This is a genomic window from Nocardia mangyaensis (assembly GCF_001886715.1).
Lineage (GTDB): Bacteria > Actinomycetota > Actinomycetes > Mycobacteriales > Mycobacteriaceae > Nocardia > Nocardia mangyaensis.
The window spans coordinates 2,410,295-2,432,532 of the sequence record NZ_CP018082.1 but is presented as its reverse complement, the minus strand read 5'-3'; the positions used below and the strand labels follow the sequence as shown (position 1 = coordinate 2,432,532).

Annotated in this window: 20 protein-coding genes; 8 read left to right on the top strand and 12 right to left on the bottom strand. The window is 68.5% G+C overall.

What is annotated here, in order from left to right:
* Nucleotides 1–54: 54 nt before the first annotated feature.
* Both BOX37_RS11050 and BOX37_RS11045 read right to left on the bottom strand, forming a co-directional pair.
* Nucleotides 55–669, bottom strand: coding sequence for a GDSL-type esterase/lipase family protein (locus BOX37_RS11050; protein ID WP_071927561.1), 615 nt, complete (start codon nucleotides 667–669; stop codon nucleotides 55–57).
* A gap of 13 nt (nucleotides 670–682) precedes the next feature.
* Complete coding sequence (locus tag BOX37_RS11045; protein WP_071927560.1) at nucleotides 683–1,891, bottom strand: NAD(P)/FAD-dependent oxidoreductase; 1,209 nt, start codon at nucleotides 1,889–1,891, stop codon at nucleotides 683–685.
* A gap of 213 nt (nucleotides 1,892–2,104) precedes the next feature.
* On the opposite strand from BOX37_RS11045, the gene BOX37_RS11040 reads away from it, so the two are divergent.
* The gene (locus BOX37_RS11040; protein WP_084759542.1) at nucleotides 2,105–2,635 is read left to right on the top strand and encodes a PaaI family thioesterase; all 531 of its coding nucleotides are present in this window, start codon (nucleotides 2,105–2,107) and stop codon (nucleotides 2,633–2,635) included.
* Nucleotide 2,636: 1 nt separating this feature from the next.
* On the opposite strand, the gene BOX37_RS11035 is transcribed toward BOX37_RS11040, so the two are convergent.
* From BOX37_RS11035 to BOX37_RS11015, 5 genes are all read right to left on the bottom strand, one after another.
* Complete coding sequence (locus BOX37_RS11035; RefSeq protein ID WP_071927559.1) at nucleotides 2,637–4,403, bottom strand: AMP-dependent synthetase/ligase; 1,767 nt, start codon at nucleotides 4,401–4,403, stop codon at nucleotides 2,637–2,639.
* The gene (locus BOX37_RS11030; protein WP_071927558.1) at nucleotides 4,400–5,980 is read right to left on the bottom strand and encodes a PfaD family polyunsaturated fatty acid/polyketide biosynthesis protein; all 1,581 of its coding nucleotides are present in this window, start codon (nucleotides 5,978–5,980) and stop codon (nucleotides 4,400–4,402) included. Before BOX37_RS11030 ends, BOX37_RS11035 begins: the two co-directional genes overlap by 4 nt.
* Complete coding sequence (locus BOX37_RS11025; protein WP_071927557.1) at nucleotides 5,977–6,876, bottom strand: alpha/beta hydrolase family protein; 900 nt, start codon at nucleotides 6,874–6,876, stop codon at nucleotides 5,977–5,979. The genes BOX37_RS11030 and BOX37_RS11025 overlap by 4 nt, the downstream gene beginning before the upstream one ends.
* Entirely contained in the window at nucleotides 6,876–7,397 is a 522-nt protein-coding gene (locus tag BOX37_RS11020) for a DUF4442 domain-containing protein (RefSeq protein ID WP_071927556.1), read from the bottom strand. The genes BOX37_RS11025 and BOX37_RS11020 overlap by 1 nt, the downstream gene beginning before the upstream one ends.
* 98 nt (nucleotides 7,398–7,495) lie before the next feature.
* Nucleotides 7,496–8,434: a LysR family transcriptional regulator gene (locus BOX37_RS11015; RefSeq protein WP_071927555.1), complete on the bottom strand. Its 939-nt coding sequence runs from the start codon at nucleotides 8,432–8,434 to the stop codon at nucleotides 7,496–7,498.
* A gap of 349 nt (nucleotides 8,435–8,783) precedes the next feature.
* Between BOX37_RS11015 and BOX37_RS11010 the strand changes: the two genes are divergently transcribed.
* Genes BOX37_RS11010 through surE form a run of 7 tightly spaced genes read left to right on the top strand, consistent with a single transcriptional unit; the run spans nucleotide 8,784 to nucleotide 15,940 of the window.
* Nucleotides 8,784–10,007, top strand: a complete 1,224-nt coding sequence (locus BOX37_RS11010; protein WP_071927554.1) for a cytochrome P450 — start codon at nucleotides 8,784–8,786, stop codon at nucleotides 10,005–10,007.
* Between the two features lie 38 nt (nucleotides 10,008–10,045).
* On the top strand, nucleotides 10,046–11,335 hold the full coding sequence (locus tag BOX37_RS11005; protein ID WP_071927553.1) for an ABC transporter substrate-binding protein: 1,290 nt from the start codon (nucleotides 10,046–10,048) through the stop codon (nucleotides 11,333–11,335).
* Nucleotides 11,336–11,362: 27 nt separating this feature from the next.
* Nucleotides 11,363–12,346, top strand: coding sequence for a sugar phosphate isomerase/epimerase family protein (locus BOX37_RS11000; protein WP_071927552.1), 984 nt, complete (start codon nucleotides 11,363–11,365; stop codon nucleotides 12,344–12,346).
* Nucleotides 12,343–13,257, top strand: coding sequence for a carbohydrate ABC transporter permease (locus BOX37_RS10995; RefSeq protein ID WP_071927551.1), 915 nt, complete (start codon nucleotides 12,343–12,345; stop codon nucleotides 13,255–13,257). The genes BOX37_RS11000 and BOX37_RS10995 overlap by 4 nt, the downstream gene beginning before the upstream one ends.
* Nucleotides 13,244–14,059, top strand: coding sequence for a carbohydrate ABC transporter permease (locus BOX37_RS10990; protein WP_071927550.1), 816 nt, complete (start codon nucleotides 13,244–13,246; stop codon nucleotides 14,057–14,059). The genes BOX37_RS10995 and BOX37_RS10990 overlap by 14 nt, the downstream gene beginning before the upstream one ends.
* 5 nt (nucleotides 14,060–14,064) lie before the next feature.
* On the top strand, nucleotides 14,065–15,255 hold the full coding sequence (locus BOX37_RS10985; protein WP_071927549.1) for an ABC transporter ATP-binding protein: 1,191 nt from the start codon (nucleotides 14,065–14,067) through the stop codon (nucleotides 15,253–15,255).
* Nucleotides 15,230–15,940, top strand: a complete 711-nt coding sequence (gene surE, locus BOX37_RS10980; RefSeq protein WP_071927548.1) for a 5'/3'-nucleotidase SurE — start codon at nucleotides 15,230–15,232, stop codon at nucleotides 15,938–15,940. The genes BOX37_RS10985 and surE overlap by 26 nt, the downstream gene beginning before the upstream one ends.
* A 38-nt stretch (nucleotides 15,941–15,978) precedes the next feature.
* On the opposite strand, the gene BOX37_RS10975 is transcribed toward surE, so the two are convergent.
* The 5 genes from BOX37_RS10975 to BOX37_RS10945 all read right to left on the bottom strand — a co-directional run bounded on the left by BOX37_RS10975 (nucleotide 15,979) and on the right by BOX37_RS10945 (nucleotide 22,231).
* On the bottom strand, nucleotides 15,979–17,490 hold the full coding sequence (locus tag BOX37_RS10975; RefSeq protein ID WP_071927547.1) for a class I adenylate-forming enzyme family protein: 1,512 nt from the start codon (nucleotides 17,488–17,490) through the stop codon (nucleotides 15,979–15,981).
* Nucleotides 17,487–18,695 (bottom strand): NAD(P)/FAD-dependent oxidoreductase, encoded by a 1,209-nt coding sequence (locus BOX37_RS10970; protein ID WP_071927546.1) that lies wholly within the window; start codon nucleotides 18,693–18,695, stop codon nucleotides 17,487–17,489. Before BOX37_RS10970 ends, BOX37_RS10975 begins: the two co-directional genes overlap by 4 nt.
* 30 nt (nucleotides 18,696–18,725) lie before the next feature.
* Entirely contained in the window at nucleotides 18,726–19,655 is a 930-nt protein-coding gene (locus tag BOX37_RS10965) for a PDR/VanB family oxidoreductase (RefSeq protein ID WP_071927545.1), read from the bottom strand.
* 327 nt (nucleotides 19,656–19,982) lie between these two features.
* A complete protein-coding gene (locus BOX37_RS10955) occupies nucleotides 19,983–20,858 on the bottom strand; it encodes a siderophore-interacting protein (RefSeq protein WP_240505301.1) in 876 nt (291 codons plus the stop codon).
* 263 nt (nucleotides 20,859–21,121) lie between these two features.
* Nucleotides 21,122–22,231 carry a glutamate--cysteine ligase 2 gene (locus tag BOX37_RS10945; protein WP_071927541.1) on the bottom strand — a complete coding sequence of 370 codons (1,110 nt, stop codon included), beginning with the start codon at nucleotides 22,229–22,231 and terminating at the stop codon, nucleotides 21,122–21,124.
* Between the last annotated feature and the right edge of the window lie 7 nt (nucleotides 22,232–22,238).

Sequence of the window (22,238 nt, the reverse complement as noted above, 5' to 3'; positions counted from 1 at the left end):
ATCTGGTCAAGGCAAAAGCTCTGATCGCCGTTGATCAGCGAGAACTGTTCCGAACTAGCGGAGTCGCGCGACCCGCATGATGCGTACCTCGTCGATGAGGTCGGCCATGGCCTGGCCGATGACCTGATGGCCTGCCGGGCTCGGATGCATACCGTCCGGGCACCACATGACCGGATCGGCGGTGATCGGCGCGTGCGCCAAATCGAGTCGCACGAGCGCGAATTCGTCGACGAGTTCGTCGAGATAATCGTTGGCTTCGGCGAAGCGCGACCGGAGGACGGCGCGGAAGACGTCAGGTAGGCCGGGCAGGCGGTCGGGGATGTTCGGCCAGTTCGTGGTGAACACCAATCGATCCGGACGGGCCAGCGCGGTGTGGATCGCCCGCAGATTGCGGCGGAACCGATCCGGGTCGTAATCGGTGACCAGGTCGTTGCCACCGACGATCACCCCGACCAGCGGGGAGGAATCGCCCGACACCGCGGGCAACTGCCGATCGACCACGTCGTGCGTGGTCGCGCCGTAGGAGCCGAGATTGCGAATCGGCCCGGAAATTCCCAGAATGTTGATCACCTCGGCGACAAATCCCGCGAAGGAGCCGTCGGCGCGTACCGCACCGCCGCGCCCCTCCGCGAAACTGTCGCCGACAACGATCAGATCGAAGTCCGGCATAGCGTCTTGGTGATCATGCCGAAGCCGTGGCGCCGAGCAATTTCGCGATCCGCTCAGGCGCGAAGAATTCCTCGCCGGTCATGCCGCCGCCGATCATCGCGAAGAAATCCTTGGCGTATTCTTCGTTGGAACCGAGCGCGCGGAACACCGCCAGCAATTGCGGAGTCAATTCCAGGGTGGAGATCGAGCAGGTGAATTCGAAGCCCGACTGCGACTTCTCGTCGCGCTCACGCTGGTAGTCGGCCAGCGCCTCGGTCATCGGGCGCTCGCCGGTGAGCCCCTCGTGCACGCGCTCGGCCAGCAGCGCAGCGTAGTCGAACGCGTCGGAGATCCCGAGGCCGGTCAGCGGATCCTTGTGGTAGGCCGCGTCGCCCACCAGCGCCCAGCCCTCGCCGAAGGACTGGCGACGGTAGTTGTCCGGATACCGCATCGGATAGAAGCGGTCCTCGCGCTTGCCCTTGCTCACCAGTTCCTCGGCGAATTCGGGGACGATGTCGCGGGCGATGCTCAGGAAGTTGTTCTCCACATCGCCACGGAAATCGGGGTACGCGTCGAGCTTGCGCATGACCGCGACCAGGGTCCGATCGTCGTTGGTCGGCCAGATGCCGATCTGCTGACCCGCACCGATCCGGCTGTGGAACTCGGTGTGCGACAGGCCGCTGTAGTAGGTGTAGTAGACGAAGCACTCGGCCCCGACCTTGGTATATGTCTCCGCACCGACGGCATCGGCGACGAACGAGTTGGTGCCGTCGGCACCGATCACGATGCGGGCGCGCTCCTCGGTGACCTCGCCACCGGCCACCGCGCCGCGGATGCCGACCACGACACCGTCCTCGATGATCAGCTCGCGAACGGTGTAGTTCTCGCGCACCTCGGCGCCGGCCGCGCGGGCACCCTCGACCAGGATCGTGTCGAGCTCGGTGCGCCGCGGCGCGTAGGTGACATCGATGCCGTTGATCGGTTCGGCGAAGCCGGAGATCACGATGTCGTGGTAGGACACCGTCATGTGCCCGATCGGGGGCACCCCGGTGGCGATCACCTGGTCGAGCAGACCCCAGTCCCGCAACCGGGCCAGCCCGCGCTGCTGGATGTAGTGCGTCGAGATGGTGTCGCTGGGGAAGGTGGCCCGGTCGACGACGAGGACCCGATGGCCCTGCCGCGCCAACAACATCCCGACCGGCGAACCCGCACACCGCGCGCCGACGACAATCGCGTCATACATCAGGTAACTCCTCGGTAAATGAAACACTTATGAGCCCGAAAACGATCCTACGGACACGATCGACTCGCGCCGCACACCGATTTCCAAAGGGACTAATTGCATAGGCGTTGTCAAACAATGGCGCGAACTATTCGCGATCCGGCTGCGCTGCCGAATAGTCGAATTCAGCTTCCGTTCACCACGAACGATGGTGAGATGTGCGCTAATTGGGACATGCCTACTGGAAATGAATCAGCCCCCGGAATCGCCGCCGCTCAGGCGCGGCTGTCCACGATTCCCGATGCGGCGGCGCCGGATTACGACCAGATCCGCCGGACCGTCGACACCGTCGTGCCCTTCGTCAACCTGGTGGGAGTGCGCATGATCGAGCTCGGTCCCGGCTCGGCGGTCGCCGAGATCCCGGAGTCACCACAGATGAGCAACCACCTGGGGACCGTGCACGCCGGCGCGCTGTTCCTGGCGGCCGAAGTCGCCTGTGCCGGTGCGTTCTCCGGCATCATCGCCCCCCGTATCCTGCACGTGCGCACCTTCGTGCTGCGCGAGACCAAGGCCACGTTCTTCCGACCCGGCCACGGCCGTCTGCGCGCCGAGGGCACCGTCTCCTCCCCGGTCCTGGCCGAGGTGATCGGGCGCAGGACCGAGGAGCAGTTCGACATCACCGGCAAGGCACTGGTGCGCGACGAGGGCGGCGCCTTGATCGCCAAGGTGGATCTGGCGTATTTCTGCTGGCTGGCCGCGGCCTGACTCAGCCCGGGTAGAGCGCGGCGACGGTCGTGGCGAGATCCGCCTCGATCGCCGCCCGCCGCAGCCGCAGCGACGCCGTCAGGTGGCCCTGCTCGATCGTGAAGTCCGTGGGCAGGACGGCGAATCGGCGAATCGACTCGGCCCGGGAGACGAGCTGGTTCGCCGCGTCCACCCCCGCGGCGATCTCGGCGACGAGCCGCTCGTTTTGGGTCGGGACGCCGTCGGTCAGATCGACCCCGTGCCGGTCCGCCCAGCGCTGCAGTGCCACCGGATCCACGGTGATCAGGGCGGCGACATAGGGACGCCCCTCCCCGACGACCATGCAGTTGCTGACCAGCGGATGCAGGCGGACCCGATCCTCGAGCGGCGCCGGCGCCACGTTCTTGCCGCCGCTGGTCACGATGATCTCTTTGCGCCGCCCGGTGATGAACAGGAAGCCGTCCTCGTCGAGATGCCCGAGATCACCTGTGGCCAGCCAACTCTCGCCAGTACGCCCGCCATCAGGCCAGTAGCCGGGGAAGACCTGCGGGCCGCGGACCAGGATCTCCCCGTCGCCGGCGATGGATACCGTCGTTCCCGGCACCGGACGACCGACCGAGTTCGCCCGATTCGCTTGCGGCGCACTCATACTCACTGTCGACGATGCCTCGGTCAGGCCGTAGGCGCCCAGGATCTGCACATCGATCCCGGTGAAGAAGTCCGCGGTCGACGGATCGAGCGACGCACCACCCGCGATCACGTAATCGATTCTGCCGCCGAGCATTCCGCGTAGCTGCCGATGGATCTCGAGGTCGATGGTCGCGGTGGACTTCACCCCGGTACGGCGGGCGTGGCCGACGGCGATGGCCGCCGCTTCCGCGGCCTCGTAGCGCGCGCTGCCGAACGCCTGGCGCGCGCCCTTGCGGATCTTCTCCAGGACGTAGGGGACGCCGATCAGGAAGCTCGGCCGGAAGACCGGGAGTTCACCGGGCAGTTCGGCGGGCGTGGCCACCAGTCCGGTGCGGACACCGGCGAGGACGCACCCGAACTGCACCACTCGCCCATAGACGTGGGCCAGCGGCAGGAACAGCAGGGTCGAGGCGGGATCGTCTGCTGGGCCGTGGAATACGGTGTCGAGCAGCTTCACCACATTCGCCGCGGCGGCGAAGATGTTGCGGTGGGTCAGCAGGCAGCCCTTGGGGACACCGGTCGTGCCGCTGGTGTAGACGATCGTGGCGATGTCGTCGGCACGCACCCTCGCGCGCCGCTGGTCCACCACGGTGTCCGTGCTCGCGGTGCCCCGCTCGATGATCTCGGGGAACGAGGCGCCGAGCAGCCAAGCCCGGTCGCCGAGCGCCTCCCCCGCGACCCCGGCGATCAGCTCACGCTGTTCGTCGGTCGTCACGAAGCTGGCACTGGGCCGGGAGTCGGCCACGATGTGGTCGATCTGCTCGGCCGAAGAGGTCGGATACACCGGCACGGTGACCGCGCCGACGCTCAGCACCGCGAAGTCCGCGGCCGACCATTCGAAACTGGTCCCGCCGAGGATCAGCACGCGCTCGCCCGGCCCGATCCCGCTGGCCATCAGGCCTTTCGCGAGATCGAGGACGAGCCGGGCGAATTCGTCGTAGCGCACGTCGAGCCAGCCGTCGGCGCTCTTGCGGCTGAACACGATGTCGGCCGGACCGGCGGCGGCCCGGTCGAACACCACGTTCGCCAGATTGTCCTCGTCGGCCATCGTCACCAGCGGCGCGACCCGATACTCGCGCACAGCGTCCGCGGTGGTCATCGCGACTCGATGGTGGTCAGCGGAGCGGGGACGTAGGTCGAGCATCGGGCGGGCAAGCGCACCCCGGCCGCGCGCAGCTGGCTCACCCGGGTGGTGAACGCGGCGCCGCGCATGATCTGCTCGCCGACCTCGGCGACGTGGCGATGCGCCGGTGCGGCCAGGTAGGTCCCGGCGACCCAGTCGTTGAACGCGCCCATCGCGGGCCCGCACCAGATCTGGTAGTCCGCGACGCGCTCCGGTGTCGCGGCGGTGCTCCAGCCCGACGACCGGCCGAGGTACCAACGGAAGATCAGGGCCATCCGCCGTTTCGGGTTCCCCTCGGCCCGCTCGATCTGCTCGGGATCGCGTGCCCGGAAGTACTGCTGGCACTCGGCCCACACCTGCTCGAAGGACCGCTGCAGGATCCGCTGCTCGAGTTCGGCGCGCTCGACGGCGGGGATCGACTCGACCCCGTCATAGGCGCGGTAGGTGTCGTAGAGGCGCCGGGCCCGGCTGGGGAACATGGTGCCGCGCTGCAGGACCTGCACGTCGACGCCGAGTTCGAACATGTCCGAGGCAGGTGCCATCGTGGTGTCGGCGACCCCGGCCGCGGCCAGCAGCCGCTTGGCCGCGTCGGACTGCGCGGCCTCGACCGTGGCCTGGTTGATCGACCCGGTGACGACATAGGCGGCACCCATCGCGAAGGCCGCGGCGGCAGCCGTCGGGGTGCCGATGCCACCGGCCGCGCCGATCCGGACCCGCTGGGCGAAGCCGTGTTCGCGCTGGATCCGTTCGCGCACGGCCAGCAGCGAGGGCAGCAGCACGACCAGCGGACGGCGGTCGGTGTGGCCGCCGGAATCCGCCTCGGCGGTGATGTCGTCGGCCATCGGGATCGAGGACGCCAGCTCGGCCTGCTCGGCGGTGATCTCGCCCGCCTCGTGCAGTCCGCGCACCAGATGCGGTGGTGGCGGGCGCAGGAACAGCTCGGCGACCTCGGCCCGGGAGACCTTGGCGATCACGCGGTGCCGGGTCGCCACGCGGCCGGTCCGGTCCCGGTGCAGACCGGTCAGCCGGTAGCGCACCACCTGCGGGGTCAGGTCGAGGAAGGCCGAGGCCTCGACGCAGCGCACGTCATGGCGCAGGCAGGCCTCCACGATGGCCCGTTCCAGGGCGGGTTCGCTGGGGCTGTGGATGAGATTGCAGGCGAAGGGTTTTCCCGGTGCGTCGCGCCCGATGGTGGCCAGCGCCTCGTCGATCCGGGCGGGGAGCACCCCGGCGGCACCGAACGAGGCGAGCAGCCCCGCCCGCGCCATCGCGACCACCAGCGGGGCCGAGGCGATCCCATTGGCCATCGCCCCGCTGTGGTAGGCGTAGCGCACGTCATGATCGGAACGAAAGCTGTTGTCGCCCAGGGCTTCCGGGCGCAGCGCCGGAGCGGCGGCCAGCACCTGGGCGCTCCGGGCGGCGGTGGCGTCAGTGGTCACCGCGACACCCTGCTCGTCACGTATCACGAACACCGGCTCGTCCAGCGTCGACAGTGCGCGATAGATGGCGTCATCATCCCTGGCCGGAGCCGAGGTAGCGATCGAAGTCGTCACTGCGCCGACCCTTCTCGCAGCTGGGGCGCGCGACCGTCGATGATCCAGGCCGCCACCGCCGGCGCCACCTTGTCGCTGTCCTTCACCCAGGACGCGTGGCCGATGTGGGTCATGCCCGAGGACCGGTCGATGTGCCAGCGCACCGGCTTGGCCACGGCGATCCGGCGGCACAGGAAACGCACCGTGGACTGCGGGCCGAGCGGGTCACCGTCGAGGGAGATCACCAGCACCGGCACGGCGAGCAGGCCGAGCAGCTGATCGTAGTCGCGGGTGCTCCCGCTGGGCCGGTAGTGGCCGGTCCGCAGATGCCGCGCCCAGTCGAGCATCACGCCCGCGGTCATCGGGCCGATGCCGCTCCCGCCGGGCCAGCGGCCGCGCAGGCGAGTGACCACGCCGACCCACAGTCCCTGGGCCAGGACCGCGAGTCGGCGGCTCGGCTCGAACGAGCGCCAGTAGACCGACCCGGTGCCGATGGTCGTGACGCTCGCGACCCGGTCCGGCTCGGCCGCGGCGAACAGCAGCGCGAGCTGGCCGCCGAGGCTGTGCCCGAACAGGTGCAGCGGCGCCTGCGGGAACTGCTGCCCCAGTTCGGCGGCCACCGCGGGCAGGTCGGTCTCGAGCAACGCGCGATAGCCGAAGCCAGGACCTTCGCCGAGGGCAGGAGTGCTGTCGCCCTGGGCACGCAAATCGAGCACGGCCGCCGTGAGCCCGGCCGCGTGCAGCGCCGTGATCAGGGGAAGGTAGTACTTGGCCTTGATCGCCATGGCGGGCAGCACCAGCACCACTGGTGCGGCCGGGTCCGCGTGTGGCAGCACGCGCAGCGCGAGGGCGGCGCCGTCGGCCGTGGTGACGGTGCTCGTCTCCAGGTTGACGAGATCGGTGTGGTTGTCGCTCATCACGCCTCCGCGACCAGGGTGCACACGTAGTCGAGGGTGACCTTGCCGACCAGCACACCCGCGGCGTCGTACATCAGCGCCTTGGCGTCGACGTCCAGCCGCTGCGCGCCCTTGGCCGCCAGCACGGCCGCGACATCGTTCGGGTCGATCACGCCGACGGCCCTGATCCGGCCGAGTGCGGGCTTGCGGAACGAGAGCCGCGCGTCGCGCAGCACCAGGGTGTCGATCGTGGACAACCGCGAAGCGAGCGCGCCGACAAAGGCACACGCGCCCGCGATGTCGGCGGCCAGGAACTGCGCACCGGCGTGCACCGTGCGCAGGTGATTGAGGATGTACGGCTCATCGGGCAATTCGACGACCGCCCGCTGCGGGCCGATCTCGGTGATCTCGGCGCCGGAATGGGTACCGAACGGCACCATTTTGCTGACGATGCGCTGCAAGCTCAGGAAGTCTGGATTGTCCGGGTCGATCGACTCGAATACCGAGCCCAACGCGGCGGAGGTTTTCAGATCAGATGCCATGTACCGATTCCAGCAGAGCCACCGTCGATTTCGGATCTCCATTGACGATACGAATCGACCGAATGTTTCCGGTGCCGCACCGGGTGGAATTCAGGTGATCAACTGGCCAACGGTTCGCCGAATACCTTGCCACGCGCCGTGGATTGTAGATAATTGCGGGTGGCATCGAGGCTGTCGAGAAATACCTGCACCACCTCGTTGGAGGTGTCCACGCGCCAGGCGACCTGGAGTTCGACGACCGGCTCCGGATCCACCAGCGGCACCACTCTCAGCCCCATCGGACGGGGCTCGTCGGTGCTGATGAACGAGGCGAACCCCAGGTATCGGCGAGCGGCGACGATGATCTCGGTGGCCACCGAGTCGTTCATGTACTCCGCGACCCGGGGAAACGCGCCCGCTCGCTCGCCCGCGGTCATGATGGCGTCGTACATCGCCGGGCTCACCTCACGGTTGAACATCACGCACGGCGTCTCGGCCAGCTCACGAATCGAGATCGACGGCCGGTCGGCCCACCGGTGTCCCTGCCCGACCAGCGCGCCGATGCGCATCGGTAACAGGCACCGCGACAGCACCGATCCGCCGTTGGAGGCGCCGCCGTAGAGCAACCCGACATCGAGCTCACCGCGGGTGAGCGCGGTGAGCTGCGGGCCGGAGCGACCCGAGCTGAGTTCGGTGGTGATATTGGGGTAGTGCGCGTGCAGTTGGGCCAGTGACCTGGGCATGATGAGCTGGCCGGCCCGGCCGTTGAAGCCGATGCTGATCCGGCCCATCCGCCCTGCCGCGATGTCGCGGACGGTGCTCGTGGCCAGGTCCACCTCGCCGAGGATCCGCCGGGCGTCGGTGCGGAACGCCTCGCCCGCGGGGGTCAGCTGCACCACTCGCGAGGTCCGCGACACCAGTTCGACGCCGAGGTGGCGTTCCAGGCGCTTGAGTTGCTGGCTCAGTGACGGTTGGGTCAGGTGCAGCCGGGCGGCCGCCCGCCCGAAGTGCAGCTCGTCAGCGATGGCGAGAAATGCCTCGATATGCCGTGTCTCCATGGTGCGCGCCTCACGTATCAGGAACGTGCCTCGTCTGAGATATGCACCTGTATAGCCGCACCGCGCGTCGCCACGGAACGTGACCGTGACGGGCAGGTGAGCAACGACCGAATTCCTGCTCCCCGGTCGGCGTGTTCACGTCACCCGATCGTCATCTGGACCGGCGACCGAGATTGCGAACACGAACGATTCGGCAATCGAATCGCTGACGCCGAATCACTCAATGATCGACCCTAGCGATCCATCTCGGACGGGAATTGATCAATACTTCGTTTCGCGTTGCCGCTGACGTCGACCGAGTGGAACACTTTTTTCGCGGCCAGGAATTGAAAACCCAAGGAGCTCCACAATGACGACCACGGTTGCCAGTCAGCACGACGCCGAATCAATCTTGGCCGAGCTGTTCGCCCCCGATACCCGCCCCGACCCGTATCCGGTCCTGCGCGCGCTGCGCACGGAGTCCCCGCTGATCGTCAAGGGCGGCGATCTCGTCATCATCGCCAATTACGCTGATTGCCAACAGGTGCTGCGCGATCCCAGCGTGCGCAACGACCCGAAGCTGTCGCGCCTGGGCAAAGACCATCCCGAACGGCCGGAATCCCTGCTGTTCCTCGATCCGCCCGCCCATACCCGCATTCGACGCTTGGTCTCGAAAGCCTTCACCCCCAGGGTGATTCGTGCCTCGCAGCCGCAGATCCACTCGATCGTCGACGATCTGGTCGCCGGGATCGCGAGCAAGTCCGAATTCGACGTGATCTCCGATTTCGCCCTGCCGCTGCCGGTACGGATCATGTGCGCGCTGTTGGGGATTCCGCTCGAGGAATTCGACGACTTCGAACCCGCCGCCCGCAGGCTCGGCCGAGTCCTGGACTTCAACCTGGTGGTGCACAACGACGACCTCGACGATGCCGAGGGCGCGCGCAACGAGTTGATGAACTACCTGAAGAACCTGATCACCCGTCGTCGCGGCGATCTCGGCGAGGACCTGCTCTCGCGCCTGATCCAGGTCGAGGAGGAAGGCGAGGTGCTCAGCGAGGGCGAGCTGCTGGCCACCTGTGTGCTGCTGATGGTCGCCGGACACGAGACGACGGCCAACCTCATCGCCAACGGCGTGCACGCCCTGCTGCGCCATCCCGAGCAGCGTGCGCGGCTCGCCACCGATCCCGAACTCGGCATCAGCGCCACCGACGAAGCCCTGCGCTACGACGCGCCCATCCAGTTCGTCATGCGCATCGCGACCCGCGAGATGCAGGTCAGCGGAACGACGGTCACCCCGGGCACCGCCATGCTGGTACTACTGGCCGCGGCCAATCGCGACCCCGCGCACTACCCCGACGCCGACCGCTTCGACGTGACCCGCGGCGCCGCCGACCATCTCGCGTTCTCCGCCGGAGCGCACTTCTGCCTGGCCGCGGCGCTGGGCCGGGCCGAGGGCGCGGCCGCGCTGTCGGCCTTCGCCGGCCGCGTCATCGACCCCGTGCTGGTTCCCGATTCGGTGCACTACCGCCCGAACGTGAATCTGCGCGGCATCCAGACCATGTCCGTCACGCACGGCGGAGTCCGACTCCGCTGATGCCCGATCCGAACGCCTCTTCCACGAGAAAGCCAGTCATGACATCGCACCACCACGGCCTGCGGGCCGGATGGGGGATCGTGCTCGTCGCGGTCACCACGCTGCTGGCCGCCTGCGGCCAGAACAGCTCGACCACCACCGATCCCGACGGACCGGTGAGCATCACGTTCCTGTCCTACTCCTACGGTCAGCCCAACGCGGTCGGCAAAGGGGTCGAGAAGCTGATCGCCGAATTCGAGGCGGCCAACCCGAACATCACGGTGCGTCCACAGTCGGTCCCGACGGCCGACGCGCTGATCAAGCTGCAGAGCGAGGTCGTCGCGGGCAACCCACCCGACGTCGCGCAGATCGGCTGGAGCAAGGTCAACCAGGCCGCGCAGACCCTGCCGCTGCGGCCATTCGAGGACATCGCCTCCGCGCAGGACTGGAGCGACACCATGGCCGGTTTCGTGCCGTCGGTGTTGAAGGCCACCCCCACGGGCACCGACAAGCCGGTCTCGATGCCGTTCCTGATGGCGACCCCGGTGATCTTCTACAACGCCGACCTGTTCCGGGCCGCCGGCCTGAACCCCGATCAGCCGCCCGAGACGATGGCGCAGCTGAAAGAGGCGGGGCTGGCGATCGCGGACAAGACCGACGCGGAGGGCGTCTACGTCTCGGCGGCCGACCCCGGCAAATCCGACTACCTGACCCAGTCGCTGGTCAACAGTGCCGGTGGCGCGCTGGTGTCGGACAGTGGCGAGGTCACGGTCGACTCGGCACCGGTCATCACCGCGCTGTCGACGGTCCAGGACCTGACCACCTCCGGCGCACAGCCCGGCGTCGACTTCGCCTCGGCGATGGGCGCTTTCAGCGCGGGCAAGCTCGGCATGCTGATCACCACCGCGGGTGGTCTGCTCACCCTCGACGAAGCGTCCAAGGGCAAGTTCACCCTGCAGGTCGCACCGTTCCCGTCCTTCGGCGATCAGCCTGCCCGGCCCACCTTCTCCGGCGCCGGGCTGACGATCCTGGCCAAGGACGAGGCCAAGGCGCAGGCCTCGTGGAAATTCGTGCAGTTCCTCACCAGTGAGGAGAGCTTCAAGGTGATCGCCGCGGAGATGGGCTACCTGCCGCTGCGTACCGCCGCCGCGTCCGCCGCCGATCCGCGCCTGGGCTCGGCGGTGCAGCAGCTCGCCGATCTCATGCCGTACACGGCCTTCCCCGGCAAGCAGTCCAACCAGGGCGTGGTGATTCTGCAGGACGAGGCGGTGGAGCCGATCGTGCTGCGCGGCGCCGATCCCGCCGACACCTTGAAGGCCGCCGCCACCAAGATCCGCTCGCTCAACTAGTCACACCACCCATAGAGAGACAGCAGGTTGTCACACAAGGTTTTCGCCGCCACGCCGTCGGAGAGCATCCCGAACGGTGCCGCCCCGAACAAGATCGGTCTCACGGTCAATCCGTGGGCGGGCAAGCAACTCCTGAAGTCCGATTTCGAGGAGATGCGCGAATTCCTCGACGAGGCCGCCGCCGCCGGATTCGGCTACGCCGAGATCGGCGGTTGCGGGCTCGGTGTGGTGATCGGCGGAAAGGTACAGCGCGCGCGCATCGACGCGTTGCGCGCTGCACTGGCCGGGTGCCCCTTGCAGCTCACCCTGCACAGCTCCTGGCATTCCTCCGGCCGCACCGGCAATCTCCTCGATCCCGCGAGCGCACGGGCCCAGTCGCTCGGGCTGCTGGCGGATCTGGAGATCGCCGGTGCGATCGGCGCCGAAGTGCTGGTCTATCACGCCGGGGTGTTGCCCAATCGCTACAGCGACGGCGAGGAACTGACCGCGGGCATGGCCACCGAACGCACCATGCTGCGTGATCTGGCCGAGGAGGCGGGCGCGCGCGGGGTCATGATCGCGGTCGAGAACCGGGCACCGACCCCGGCGGTGCTCACCCGCCGCTCCTACGGGATGCGGCTGGACGCGGTAGCCGAGCAGGTGGCCCTGATCGACCATCCCGCCGTGTCGATGTGCCTCGACATCGGCCACGCCTTTCTGGCGGCCAGCTACCTGAACTTCGACTTCTCGGCCGCGATCGCCCAGGTCGCCCCCGCTGTCGGCCACATCCATCTGCACGACAACTTCGGCCGGATGGCGCGCAGGCCCGAGGCCGGCCCCTACGAACTCGAGCTGCTCGGCGAAGGCGATCTGCATCTGCCGCCCGGCTGGGGCGCGATCCCGCTGACCGAAGTGTTCAGCACCGCCTTCCCCCGCGATCCGGCGATCATCGTCGAGATGGGCCACGCCAGGCACTACGCCGAGGCGCTGGCGACCACCCGCGCACTACTGGCCGTGCGGAACGGCTCATGACCCTCACCCTCGCGCCGCCCAAGCCTCGGGCCGACGGCCGCACCCAGTCCGGCGTCGCCTGGCTGTACTTCTCGCCGGTCATGCTCTCGATCATCGTCTGGGTCTACGGCCCGCTGGTGTTCACCGCGGTGCTCAGCTTCCTGGACTGGAATCTGGTCGCGCCCGACATCGAGTGGAACGGCCTGACCAACTACCACACCCTGCTCACCCAGCCGGAATTCGGCAACGCGGCCTGGAACACCGTGAAGTACGCGCTGTGGGTGCTGCCGTTCGCGACCGTCGTCCCGTGTGCGCTGGCCATCGCCCTGTGGAAGCGGCCGGGCCGGACCAGCGAGTTCTACCGGATGCTGCTGTTCCTTCCGGTGGTCCTCGCGCCGGTGGCGAACGCGCTGTCCTGGCAGTTCATTCTCGACCCACTGCACGGCACCTTGAACCAGGTCCTCGGGATCCTCGGCGTCGAGCCGGTGAACTGGCTCGGCGATCCGGCCACCGCGCTGCCGACCATCGTCGCGGTCACGGCGCCGAAGGTGGTGGCGCTCAACACCTTGCTCTTCGGCGCCGCCCTGGCCAACGTCGATCGCCGGACCGTCGATGCCGCGCGCCTCGACGACGCCACCGAGGGCGAGATCACCCGCGCGATCATCCTGCCCCAGCTGCGGCGCCCGTTCATCCTGCTCGGGCTGCTGTCGATGGTGGTGGTCTGGCCGTGGCTGTTCACCAATATCGGCGTCCTCACCAGGGGCGGACCGAGCGGTGCCACCGACAACGTCTACTACCGGCTCTACACCTACGGCTTCACCTTCTTCGACGCGGGCACCGCCTCGGCGGCCGCCATCGTCATCGCGGTCGTCTTCGGTCTGCTGCTGACCTTCAGTTCCCTGCTCTCGAGGAGATTCCGTGCGACGCGGTGACGCGATAGGTCGGCACGCGCTGGTGATCACCGCGATCGTGGCGATGTTGTTCCCGGTGGTCCTGGCGCTGGCCACGTCGTTCAAACCGGTGACGACGATCTTCGATCTCAATCCGATCCCGGTGCCCGCGAGCCTGGAGAACTACGACCTGGCGCTGGGCCGGTTCCCGATCGGCCGGTTGCTGTTCAACACGTTCGTGATGGCCATCGGCGTGACCGTGACGACGATTCTCGTCGCGCTGCCGGGGGCGTATGCCCTCGTGCGTTTCGACCGGGCCCGCGGGCGCGGTCTCGTGCTGGTCGCCGTCGGCGCCTCGCTGCTGATTCCGCCGCAGGCGTTGATCATTCCGCAGTTCCTGATGACCACGCGGCTGGGTTGGCAGGGCCACACGATCGGAGTGATCATTCCGCAGCTGGGCGTCAGCGCGCTGGCGCTGCTGCTGCTGCGCGACCACATTCGCGCGATACCGCAATCGCTGATCGGCGCGGCGGTACTCGAAGGCGCGACGTCGTGGGAGATCCTGCGGCACGTGGTGCTCGGCCTGCTGCGCCCGGCGCTCGGCGCGGTGGCGATCCTGCTGTTCATCAGCACCTGGAACGAGTTCCTGTGGCCGCTGCTGGTGATGCCCGATCCGGAGGACACCACGATCCAGCCGGGTCTGGCGCTGTTCCTCGGCCCGGAGAGCTCCCAGTACGGGCCCATGCTGGCCGCCTCGATGCTGGCCTCGCTGCCGGTCGTGGCGATCTATGTCCTGGCGTCGCGACGCATCGCGGACGCCTTCCTTCACTCAGGGGTGCGGTAAACGAAATGACCAGTCTCAGTGTGACCGAACCCGCGACCGTGAGCACCGCGGCCGACCTGTCGGCCGGTGTGCTGCTCGACGGCGTCACCAAACGCTACGACGACGACAGCCCGGCGCTGGACGTGGATCGCCTGCACATTCCGGGGCAATCGCTGACGGTGCTGGTCGGTCCGTCCGGGTGTGGCAAGTCGACGGCACTGGGCGTGGTGTCCGGCCTGATCCCGCCCACCGACGGGCGGGTGCTCATCGACGGCACCGACGTCACCGACGTGTCGCCGGGACGGCGCGGGGTCTCGATGGTGTTCCAGGACTTCGCGCTGTATCCGCACATGACGGTCGAGCGCAACATCTCGTTCGGCCTGCGGTTGCAGGCCAAGCACGATCGAAAGTCCGGGCTCGATCGCGTCGAGATCGAACGCCGGGTGGCACAGGCGTGCGACAGCCTCGGACTCAGCGAGCTGCGCCATCGTCGGCCTGCGCAACTCTCGGGTGGTCAGCGCCAGCGCGTCGGGCTGGCCCGCGCCATCGTGCGGCAACCGAAGGTGCTGCTGCTCGACGAGCCGCTCTCGGCGTTGGACGCTCAGCTGCGCCAGCAGGCGCGAGTGGAGCTGGTGCGGTTGCACCGCGAGCTGGGCAACACGGTCGTGCTGGTCACCCATGACCAGCTGGAGGCGTTGTCGATGGCGACCCACCTGGTGGTGATGAACAATGCCAAGGTGCTGCAGGTCGGCAGCCCGGCGGAGGTCTATCGGCGGCCGCTGGACCTGTTCGTCGCGACCTTCCTCGGCAGTCCGCCGATGAACTTGGCGACGGTGACGCTCAACGAGACCCACGACGCGCTGACCGGCCCCGGATTGACCGCGTGGCTGGCCGAACCGGTCCTCGATGTGCCCGACGAGCTTCGACTCGGCTGGCGACCTGGGGACGGCACCCTCGAATCCGACAGCGCGACAAGGCCATCGGGGCTCTCGGTGCACGGCGTCGTCGATCTGGTCGAGTTCACCGGCGACACCAAGATCGCGCAGTGCACCGGCCCGTCGGGCCGCTGGGCAGTGACGGTGCCCGCCAACGGACCGGCCCCCGCGGTCGGCGAATCGGTCCGCGTGCACGTCCCCGCGGACCGACTGCACCTGTTCGACCCGGCGACCGGGGCACGAGTCGAGGCCGCCGATGCACCTGCTGATCACCAACGATGACGGCTACCGCGCGCCCGGGCTCCGGGCGTTGGCGGAGAGTGCGCGCGCGCTCGGGGTGGACGCGACCGTGGTCGCCCCGAGCGCGCCGATGTCGGGGGCCGGGCAGTCCCGGCGCAGCGGCGTCGCGGCGGACTGGGCATGGGCCGAACCGGTCGCGGGGATCCCGACGATCCAGGTGAATTCGACCCCCGCGGCGTGCGTGGTCTTCGCGCTGACCTCGGGCCTGGTGGCACCGGTCGACCTGTGCCTGAGCGGAGTGAACGCGGGCGAGAACCTCGGCGCCACCCTGAATGTCAGCGGCACCTATGGGGCCGTGCGGGAAGCCGCCGCGCGCGGAGTGCCCGGCATCGCGTTCTCGCGCGAGTTCGGCGGGCCCTGGGCCGAACCCGAGGGCTGGGACTGGACCTGGGTGCCGGATGCCACCAGCCGGATCCTCGCCACGCTGCTGGCCGCGCGCACGGGCTGGTTCACCGCCAACGTCAATCTCTCCGGCACCGACCGTGGCGCCGATCCGGCCTACACCAGGATCAGCCGCGCCCTGTACTACACCGACACCTACGACCTCGCCCGCGGCATCATCCGCAGCTCGATCGGCTACCGCCTCGAGGACCTGGCCCCCGACGACGACATCACCGCCTTCGCCGAGCACAAGCGCACCAGCATCACTCTCGTGCGGCGGGACTGAACCGCACTGCCGACCGGTGCTCGCGCACGGTCGGCGGATCACCCGCGAGCGACGGGCGCGAACGCCGCCGACCGCAGTGCGGACTTGACGATCTTGCCGCCGGGATTACGCGGCAGCGGCTCGGTACGCACCGAGAAATACTGGGGCACCTTGAAATCGGCGAGAAGTTCACGCAGGTGTCCGAGAACGGCGCGCTCGTCGAACTCGACACCGGGCAGCGGGACCACCACCGCGCCGACCTTCTCCCCCATCATGTCGTCGGGGACTCCGACGACCGCGGATTCGCCGATGCCAGGGGCGCCGGCCAGGGCGTTCTCGACCTCGACGCAGTACACGTTCTCGCCGCCGCGGTTGATCATGTCCTTGGCGCGATCGGCGATCGAGAGCAGACCCCGATCGTCGAGGCGGGCGAGATCACCGGTGCGCAGCCAGCCGTCGACGAAGCTCGCGGCGGTCGCCTCCGGGTTGTTCCAGTATCCGGCGACGACATTGGCGCCGCGGATGAGTAGTTCGCCGACTCCGCTGACCGGGTCGGGCGCGTCGATGGCCAGGTCGACGATCGGTGCGGCGAATCCCACCGACTCCGCGTGCGCGAGGGCCCACTCGTGCGGCAGATAGGTCGAGATGGACGAGGTCTCGGTGAGGCCGAACCCATTGGCCAGGCGGGCGTTCGGGAAGTGCGCGGCGATCTGGTGAACCAGGGCGGGGGCGACCGGCGCCCCGCCGTAGGCAACGCGGTCGACTCCGCTCAGATCGAATTCGCCGATGTTGGGTTGCCGGAAGGCCAGGTAGTAGATGGCGGGAGTGTTGGTGAGCGAGGTGATCCGCTCCTCGACGATCGAGCGCAGGAATTCCTGGATTCCGAAGCGCGGCAGGATGATCGTGGCACCGCCGATCGCCAGCTGGGGGATCAGCTGGCTGTTGCAGGCGGTGACATGGAACAGCGGCACCGAGACCAGATTGCGCAGGATCGCGCCCTCGTCGGCGGCGATCCCGGCCAGTCTGCGGACGTTCTCGACGGTGGCGAGCAGGTTGCGGTGCGTGGTCATCGCGCCCTTGGGGCGTCCGGTGGTGCCGCTGGTGTAGAAGATCGCGGCCAGATCATCGAGGTGGGCGTCGTCATAGACGTACGGGGCACCGTGCGGCAGCACGCCGCCCGGAGGCAGGGTGAGCGTGGCGGCGGAATCCGCGAGGACATAGGCGATCTCGGGCTCGGCGAAGCGCGTGTTGACCGGCACCGTTACAGCGCCGGCGAGCATCGTACCGAGAAAGCCCACCACCCAATCGGTTCCGGCATCGAGCAGACAAGCGACGCGGTCTCCCGGCCGGACACCCTGGTCGCGCAGTCCGCCCGCGACGCGCGTCGCACGCTCCCACAGCTGCCGGAACGACAGCCGCTCGCCACCCACCTCGACCACGGCTTCGCGCGCGGGCCACCTCTCGACGGTGCTGCGCAGCATGGCGATCAGCGACTCGGGCAGGTCCGTGTACTGCGCGACCCCGTGCTCGTCGCGGTGGATCCCGCCGGTCTCGAACGGCTCGACGATCACGACGATTTCCGGCCCGCCGCGTCGAACAGGGCCCGCATGTTCGCCTCGGCGAAGAACTCGCGACCGCTGAGCCCACCGGCCATCATCCGGAACCACTGCGTGGTGTGTGCCGGGCTGCTGGGCAACGCCCGCATCACCTCGACGTGCTTGTCCGGCAGGACCAATCGCGAGGACTCACAGGTGAACCGGTACATCGGCTTGCTCGACTTGTCCCGCTGCGCCTGGTAATCGGCGAGCGCTTCGCTCAGTGGTCGCGCACCGGACAGGCCCTCGTGTGCCCGCTCGGCGAGCAGGTCGGCGTAGGTGAACGCGTCGCTGATGCCGAGACCGGTGAACGGGTCCTTGTGGTAGCCGGCGTCGCCGACCAGCGCCCAACCGGGGCCATGTGATTCACGGTAGAAATTCTCCGGATAGCGGGCGATGGTGAACCGCTCGGCGCGTTCGCCGGAATCGAGTAGTTCGGCCAGGTCGGGGGCGGTCTCCTTGAACGCCAGGTGGAAGTTGCGTTCGACGTCGGTGCGGAATTCGGCGAACCGGTCGACGTACTGCACGCACCAGATCAGGGTCTTGCCGTCATGGGTCGGCCATCCGCCGACCGCCTGCTCGTCGCCGATGCGCAACTGGCTCTGGATGTCCAGGCCGGTCCAGTAGGAGTACGCGGTGAAGGTCTCCCCTGCGATCACCTCGTACTTCTCGGCACCGGTGAGCTTGGCGACGGTCGAGGCGTACCCGTCGGCGCCGATGACGAGGCGGGCGTGCTCGGTGACGAGGTGACCGTCGCGGTCGCGCCCGACGATCCCGGTGACGGTCTCGCCCTCGCGCACCAAGTCGAGCACGGTGATCCCCTCGCGCAGGTCGACTCCGGCCGCGCGGGCCGCGTCCTGGAGCAGCGCGTCGAGCACGATGCGCCGCGGCGCGTAGGTCTCGGCGATGCCGTCGATCGGGTCGGCGAAGCCGGCGAACCGGGCGTCCCCGTAGGACATGGTGATCGAGGTGATCGGCGTACAGCCGGTGGCGATCAGCCGGTCGAGCAGGCCCCAGTCACGCAATCGCGCGAGACCGCCTTGGCGCAGCATGTGGGTCGAGACGGCATCCCGGGGAAAGCTCGCCTGATCGACGCAGAGCACGCGGTAGCCGCGCCGCGCGAGCAGCATCGCGACCGTGGCACCAGCGCAGCGCGCCCCTACGACAATGACATCGTGCACAATTCCGGCCTTTCAGCAGCACAGGGGTTTTCAGGCGTCGAGCACGAGACGATCCGTGCGGGCCCGGGAGACGCAGATCATCATGGTTTCGCCCGATTCCCGCTCCTGCGGGGTCAGGATCGAGTCGCGGTGGTCGATCTCGCCCTCGAGGACCGGGGTCTCGCAGGTCGCGCAGGTACCCTCCCGGCACGACCACAGCACATCGGCACCGGCGCGCTCGAGCGCGTCGAGGACCGTCTCCTCCGCGGGAACCTCGATGGTCCGGCCGGAGCGGCGCAGGACCACTGTCATCGGACGGTCGGGGCCGGTCTCGATCTCCCTGGGGTGAAATCGCTCCACTCGCAACACATCCGGAGCGCAGGACTTCTCGACCGCGTCGAGCAGCGGCTCGGGACCACAGCAGTAGACGAGGGTGCCTGTCGCCACCGGATCGAGGATCTCGGCCAGCGGGATCAGCCCGCACTCGTCCTGAGGGTAGCGGCGCACCCGTTCGCCGTAGGCCGCCAACTCACCGGCGAAGGCCATCCGCGCTGCACTGCGCCCCCCGTAGTGCAGCTGCCAGGCGGCACCACGCCGGTCGAGCTCACGCATCATCGGCAGCAGCGGGGTGATCCCGATCCCACCCGCGATCAGCACATACCGGTCGGCGGCGGCCAGGGGAAAGTTGTTGCGCGGCTCCCGGATCTCGAGCAGCGTGCCCGGGCGCACCTTCTCGTGCAACCACGCCGATCCACCCCGCCCCTGCTCTTCCAACAGCACCGCGATCCGATAGCTGTCCCGGTCGCCGGGATCACCACACAGGGAGTACTGCCGCACCACCCCATCGGGCAGCACCACATCCACATGCGCCCCCGGTTCCCAGGGCGGCAACGGTGCCCCCGCCGGGTCGATGAGCACAAAAGACAACACGCCTTCTGCCTCGTAGGAAATGGACCGAATTCGCACAATCGCGCTGATCACACGAACGAGTCTGGCAGGATCACCCGGCCTACAGCGGATTGATTTCGTCCACGAATGGCCGGATTACGAAGTCGGCGTCACGAGCCTCTCGGCGGATGCTGCCGCCGCCGAGACGCCGAGGACGGACAGGGCGTGGTTGGGGAACTTGCGACCGGGTAAGTGCGCATCGACCGTCACCGATCCATCGAGGAGGGCCATGTCGCCGCTGTCGAAGCACCCAACACCGCCGGTACCAGGGCCGGAGCCGACGACACACGTGCCGGGACGGCCGCCGACCACGTCGGTTCCCGCAGTCGGTTCCGTTGCGGTGGCCCGACGGTCGTCGGGTCAGTCCTCCTCGACGAGCGGCTCGCCCGCGGCGGCGCGGCGCACCTTCTCGCGACCGTTGTCTTCCTCGGTGCGCCCCTTGCGCCAGTAGCCGGTGAAGGTGATCGACTGCTTGTCGATCGCGCGGTCTCGGACGAGGTGGCGCCGGGTGAACTTCACCAGGTCCGATTCGCCGGAGATCCAGGCGTAGGGCGCACCGTCGGGGAATTCGGCGGCGCGCACGGCGTCGACCACAGCCTCGCCGCGCGCCCGGTCGCCGCGAGGCACCCACTCGATCCGCACATCACCGCTGGTCTGGAACCGCTGCTCGTCCTCGACGCCGGCGACCTCGACGAACGCACGCAGGGTGGTACCGCACCCGAGCTGTTCGACGATCGCGCCGATCGCCGGGATCGCCGTCTCGTCACCGACCAGCAGCTGCCAGGCGGCACCGGCCTGCGGGCTGTAGAGCGCGTGCGGCGGGCACAGGAACCCGATCTCGTCACCGGCAGCGGCGCGCGACGCCCATTCCGAAGCGGGTCCGGCGTGCTCGGGGTGCAGGACGAAGTCGATGTCGAGCTCACCGAGTTCAGGGCGCACGGCCCGGACCGTATAGGTGCGCATCGGCGGACGGGTGTCGTCGGGCATGGCCAGATACTGCTGATACCAGCTCATCACCCCCGAGTCGGCGTCCAGCGGCGGCGGCACCACCGGCCGTTGCTGGCCCGGCAGCGGAAAGAACACCTTCGTGTACTGGTCGGGCCCCACATCGACGAGCGCGGCGGGGTCGTCACCGAGCAGCGTGATCCGCACCATGCGCGGGGTCAGCCGCCGCATTCGCCGCACCCGCAGCGACACGTAGGCCATGGTCGGACGTCGCACAGTCTCAGTTCCCATTAGGCCAGGCTAACCTCTCCTGCCACGATAATGCGAGCACGCCGGTTCGACCTGTGCGAATCCACGGGGCGCGGATCAGCGGCGGCACTCACGATCGGCGCGTCCAGATCTCCAACCGCGACGAAGACCAGCGAAGAGCACGGCACCGGAACGAGGTCCTCAGCCGCGATGCGACCCCCCTGACGAACGAATACGTTCACCCTCATCGCGCGGTCGCGGACGCGGTAGCAGCCTCAGCGGCCGATATTTTCGAGACCGCCGGGTCAGTCGCAGCCTTCGAGGGTCGCCCCAGCCAGCTCCTCGACCACATCCGCAACGGCACGACGGGCACGCATCGTCTCGACCTGGCGCCGGGCGCCGTTACCCCGCGCGCTCACCGCGTCGATCGCGGCGAGGACGAACGGGAGGTCGCCACTGGCACGCAGTGCGGGCTCGATTCCGGCGACGAGCTCGGCCAGCAACATACGGTGCGGCAGGACCCGGCCATCGACGGGATCGAGTCCATCGCCGTCCAGACCTGAGTGCGCGGAGTTCCAGTAGGCGGCACGCAGGATCTCGCCCGGCACCGGTGGCGCTGGTTCGCCCCGGGCGATCCGCGCGCGACCCATCATGACGATGCCCCTGATCAACGCGGCCAGCAGCGCGGATTCCTCGGCAGTCGCGGGAACGTCGCTGACGCGGATCTCGACGGTCGGGAAGGTCTCCGAGGGGCGGACGTCCCAGTACACCATCTTGTTGTCGAGGATGTTCCCGCTGGCGCGCATCATCGCCACGATCCGGTCGTAGTCCTCGACGGAGCTGAAGTGCGGCGGCGGACCGGCACTGGGCCAGCGCCGCCACAGAATGCTGCGCCAGCTCGCGTAGCCGGTCTCGCTGCCGCGGTAGATCGCGGAATTGGCGGTCAGGGCCAGCAGCATCGGCAACCAGGGACGCACGTGATTGCTGACCGCGACGGCGGTCTCGCGATCGGGTACTTCGACGTGCACATGGCAGCCGCACAGCCCCTGCTCATGGGCGAGCATGCCGAAGGTGTGCGCGATCCGCTGGTAGCGCGGTGTATCGGTCACCGGATAGCCCTCGGGCACGGTGGGCGGCACCGCCACGGCCAGGAGGCGGACGCCGTGGTCGGCCGCACACTCGGCGACGCGGCGCCGCGCGGTGCGCAACTCCCCCAGCAGTTCGCCGATGTCGGAGTGCACCGAGCTGCTGGTCTCGACCTGACAGCTCGTCAACTCCAGCTGCAGGTCGATCCCGGCGCGCTTCGCTGTCTCGGCGACCTCGGTGTTCTTCGGCGCCGGCGCACCAGTGGCGGGGTCGGTGAGCAGGAACTCCTCTTCGACGCCGACGGTCGGCACCTCGACCTGCCCGCCCATGCCGATC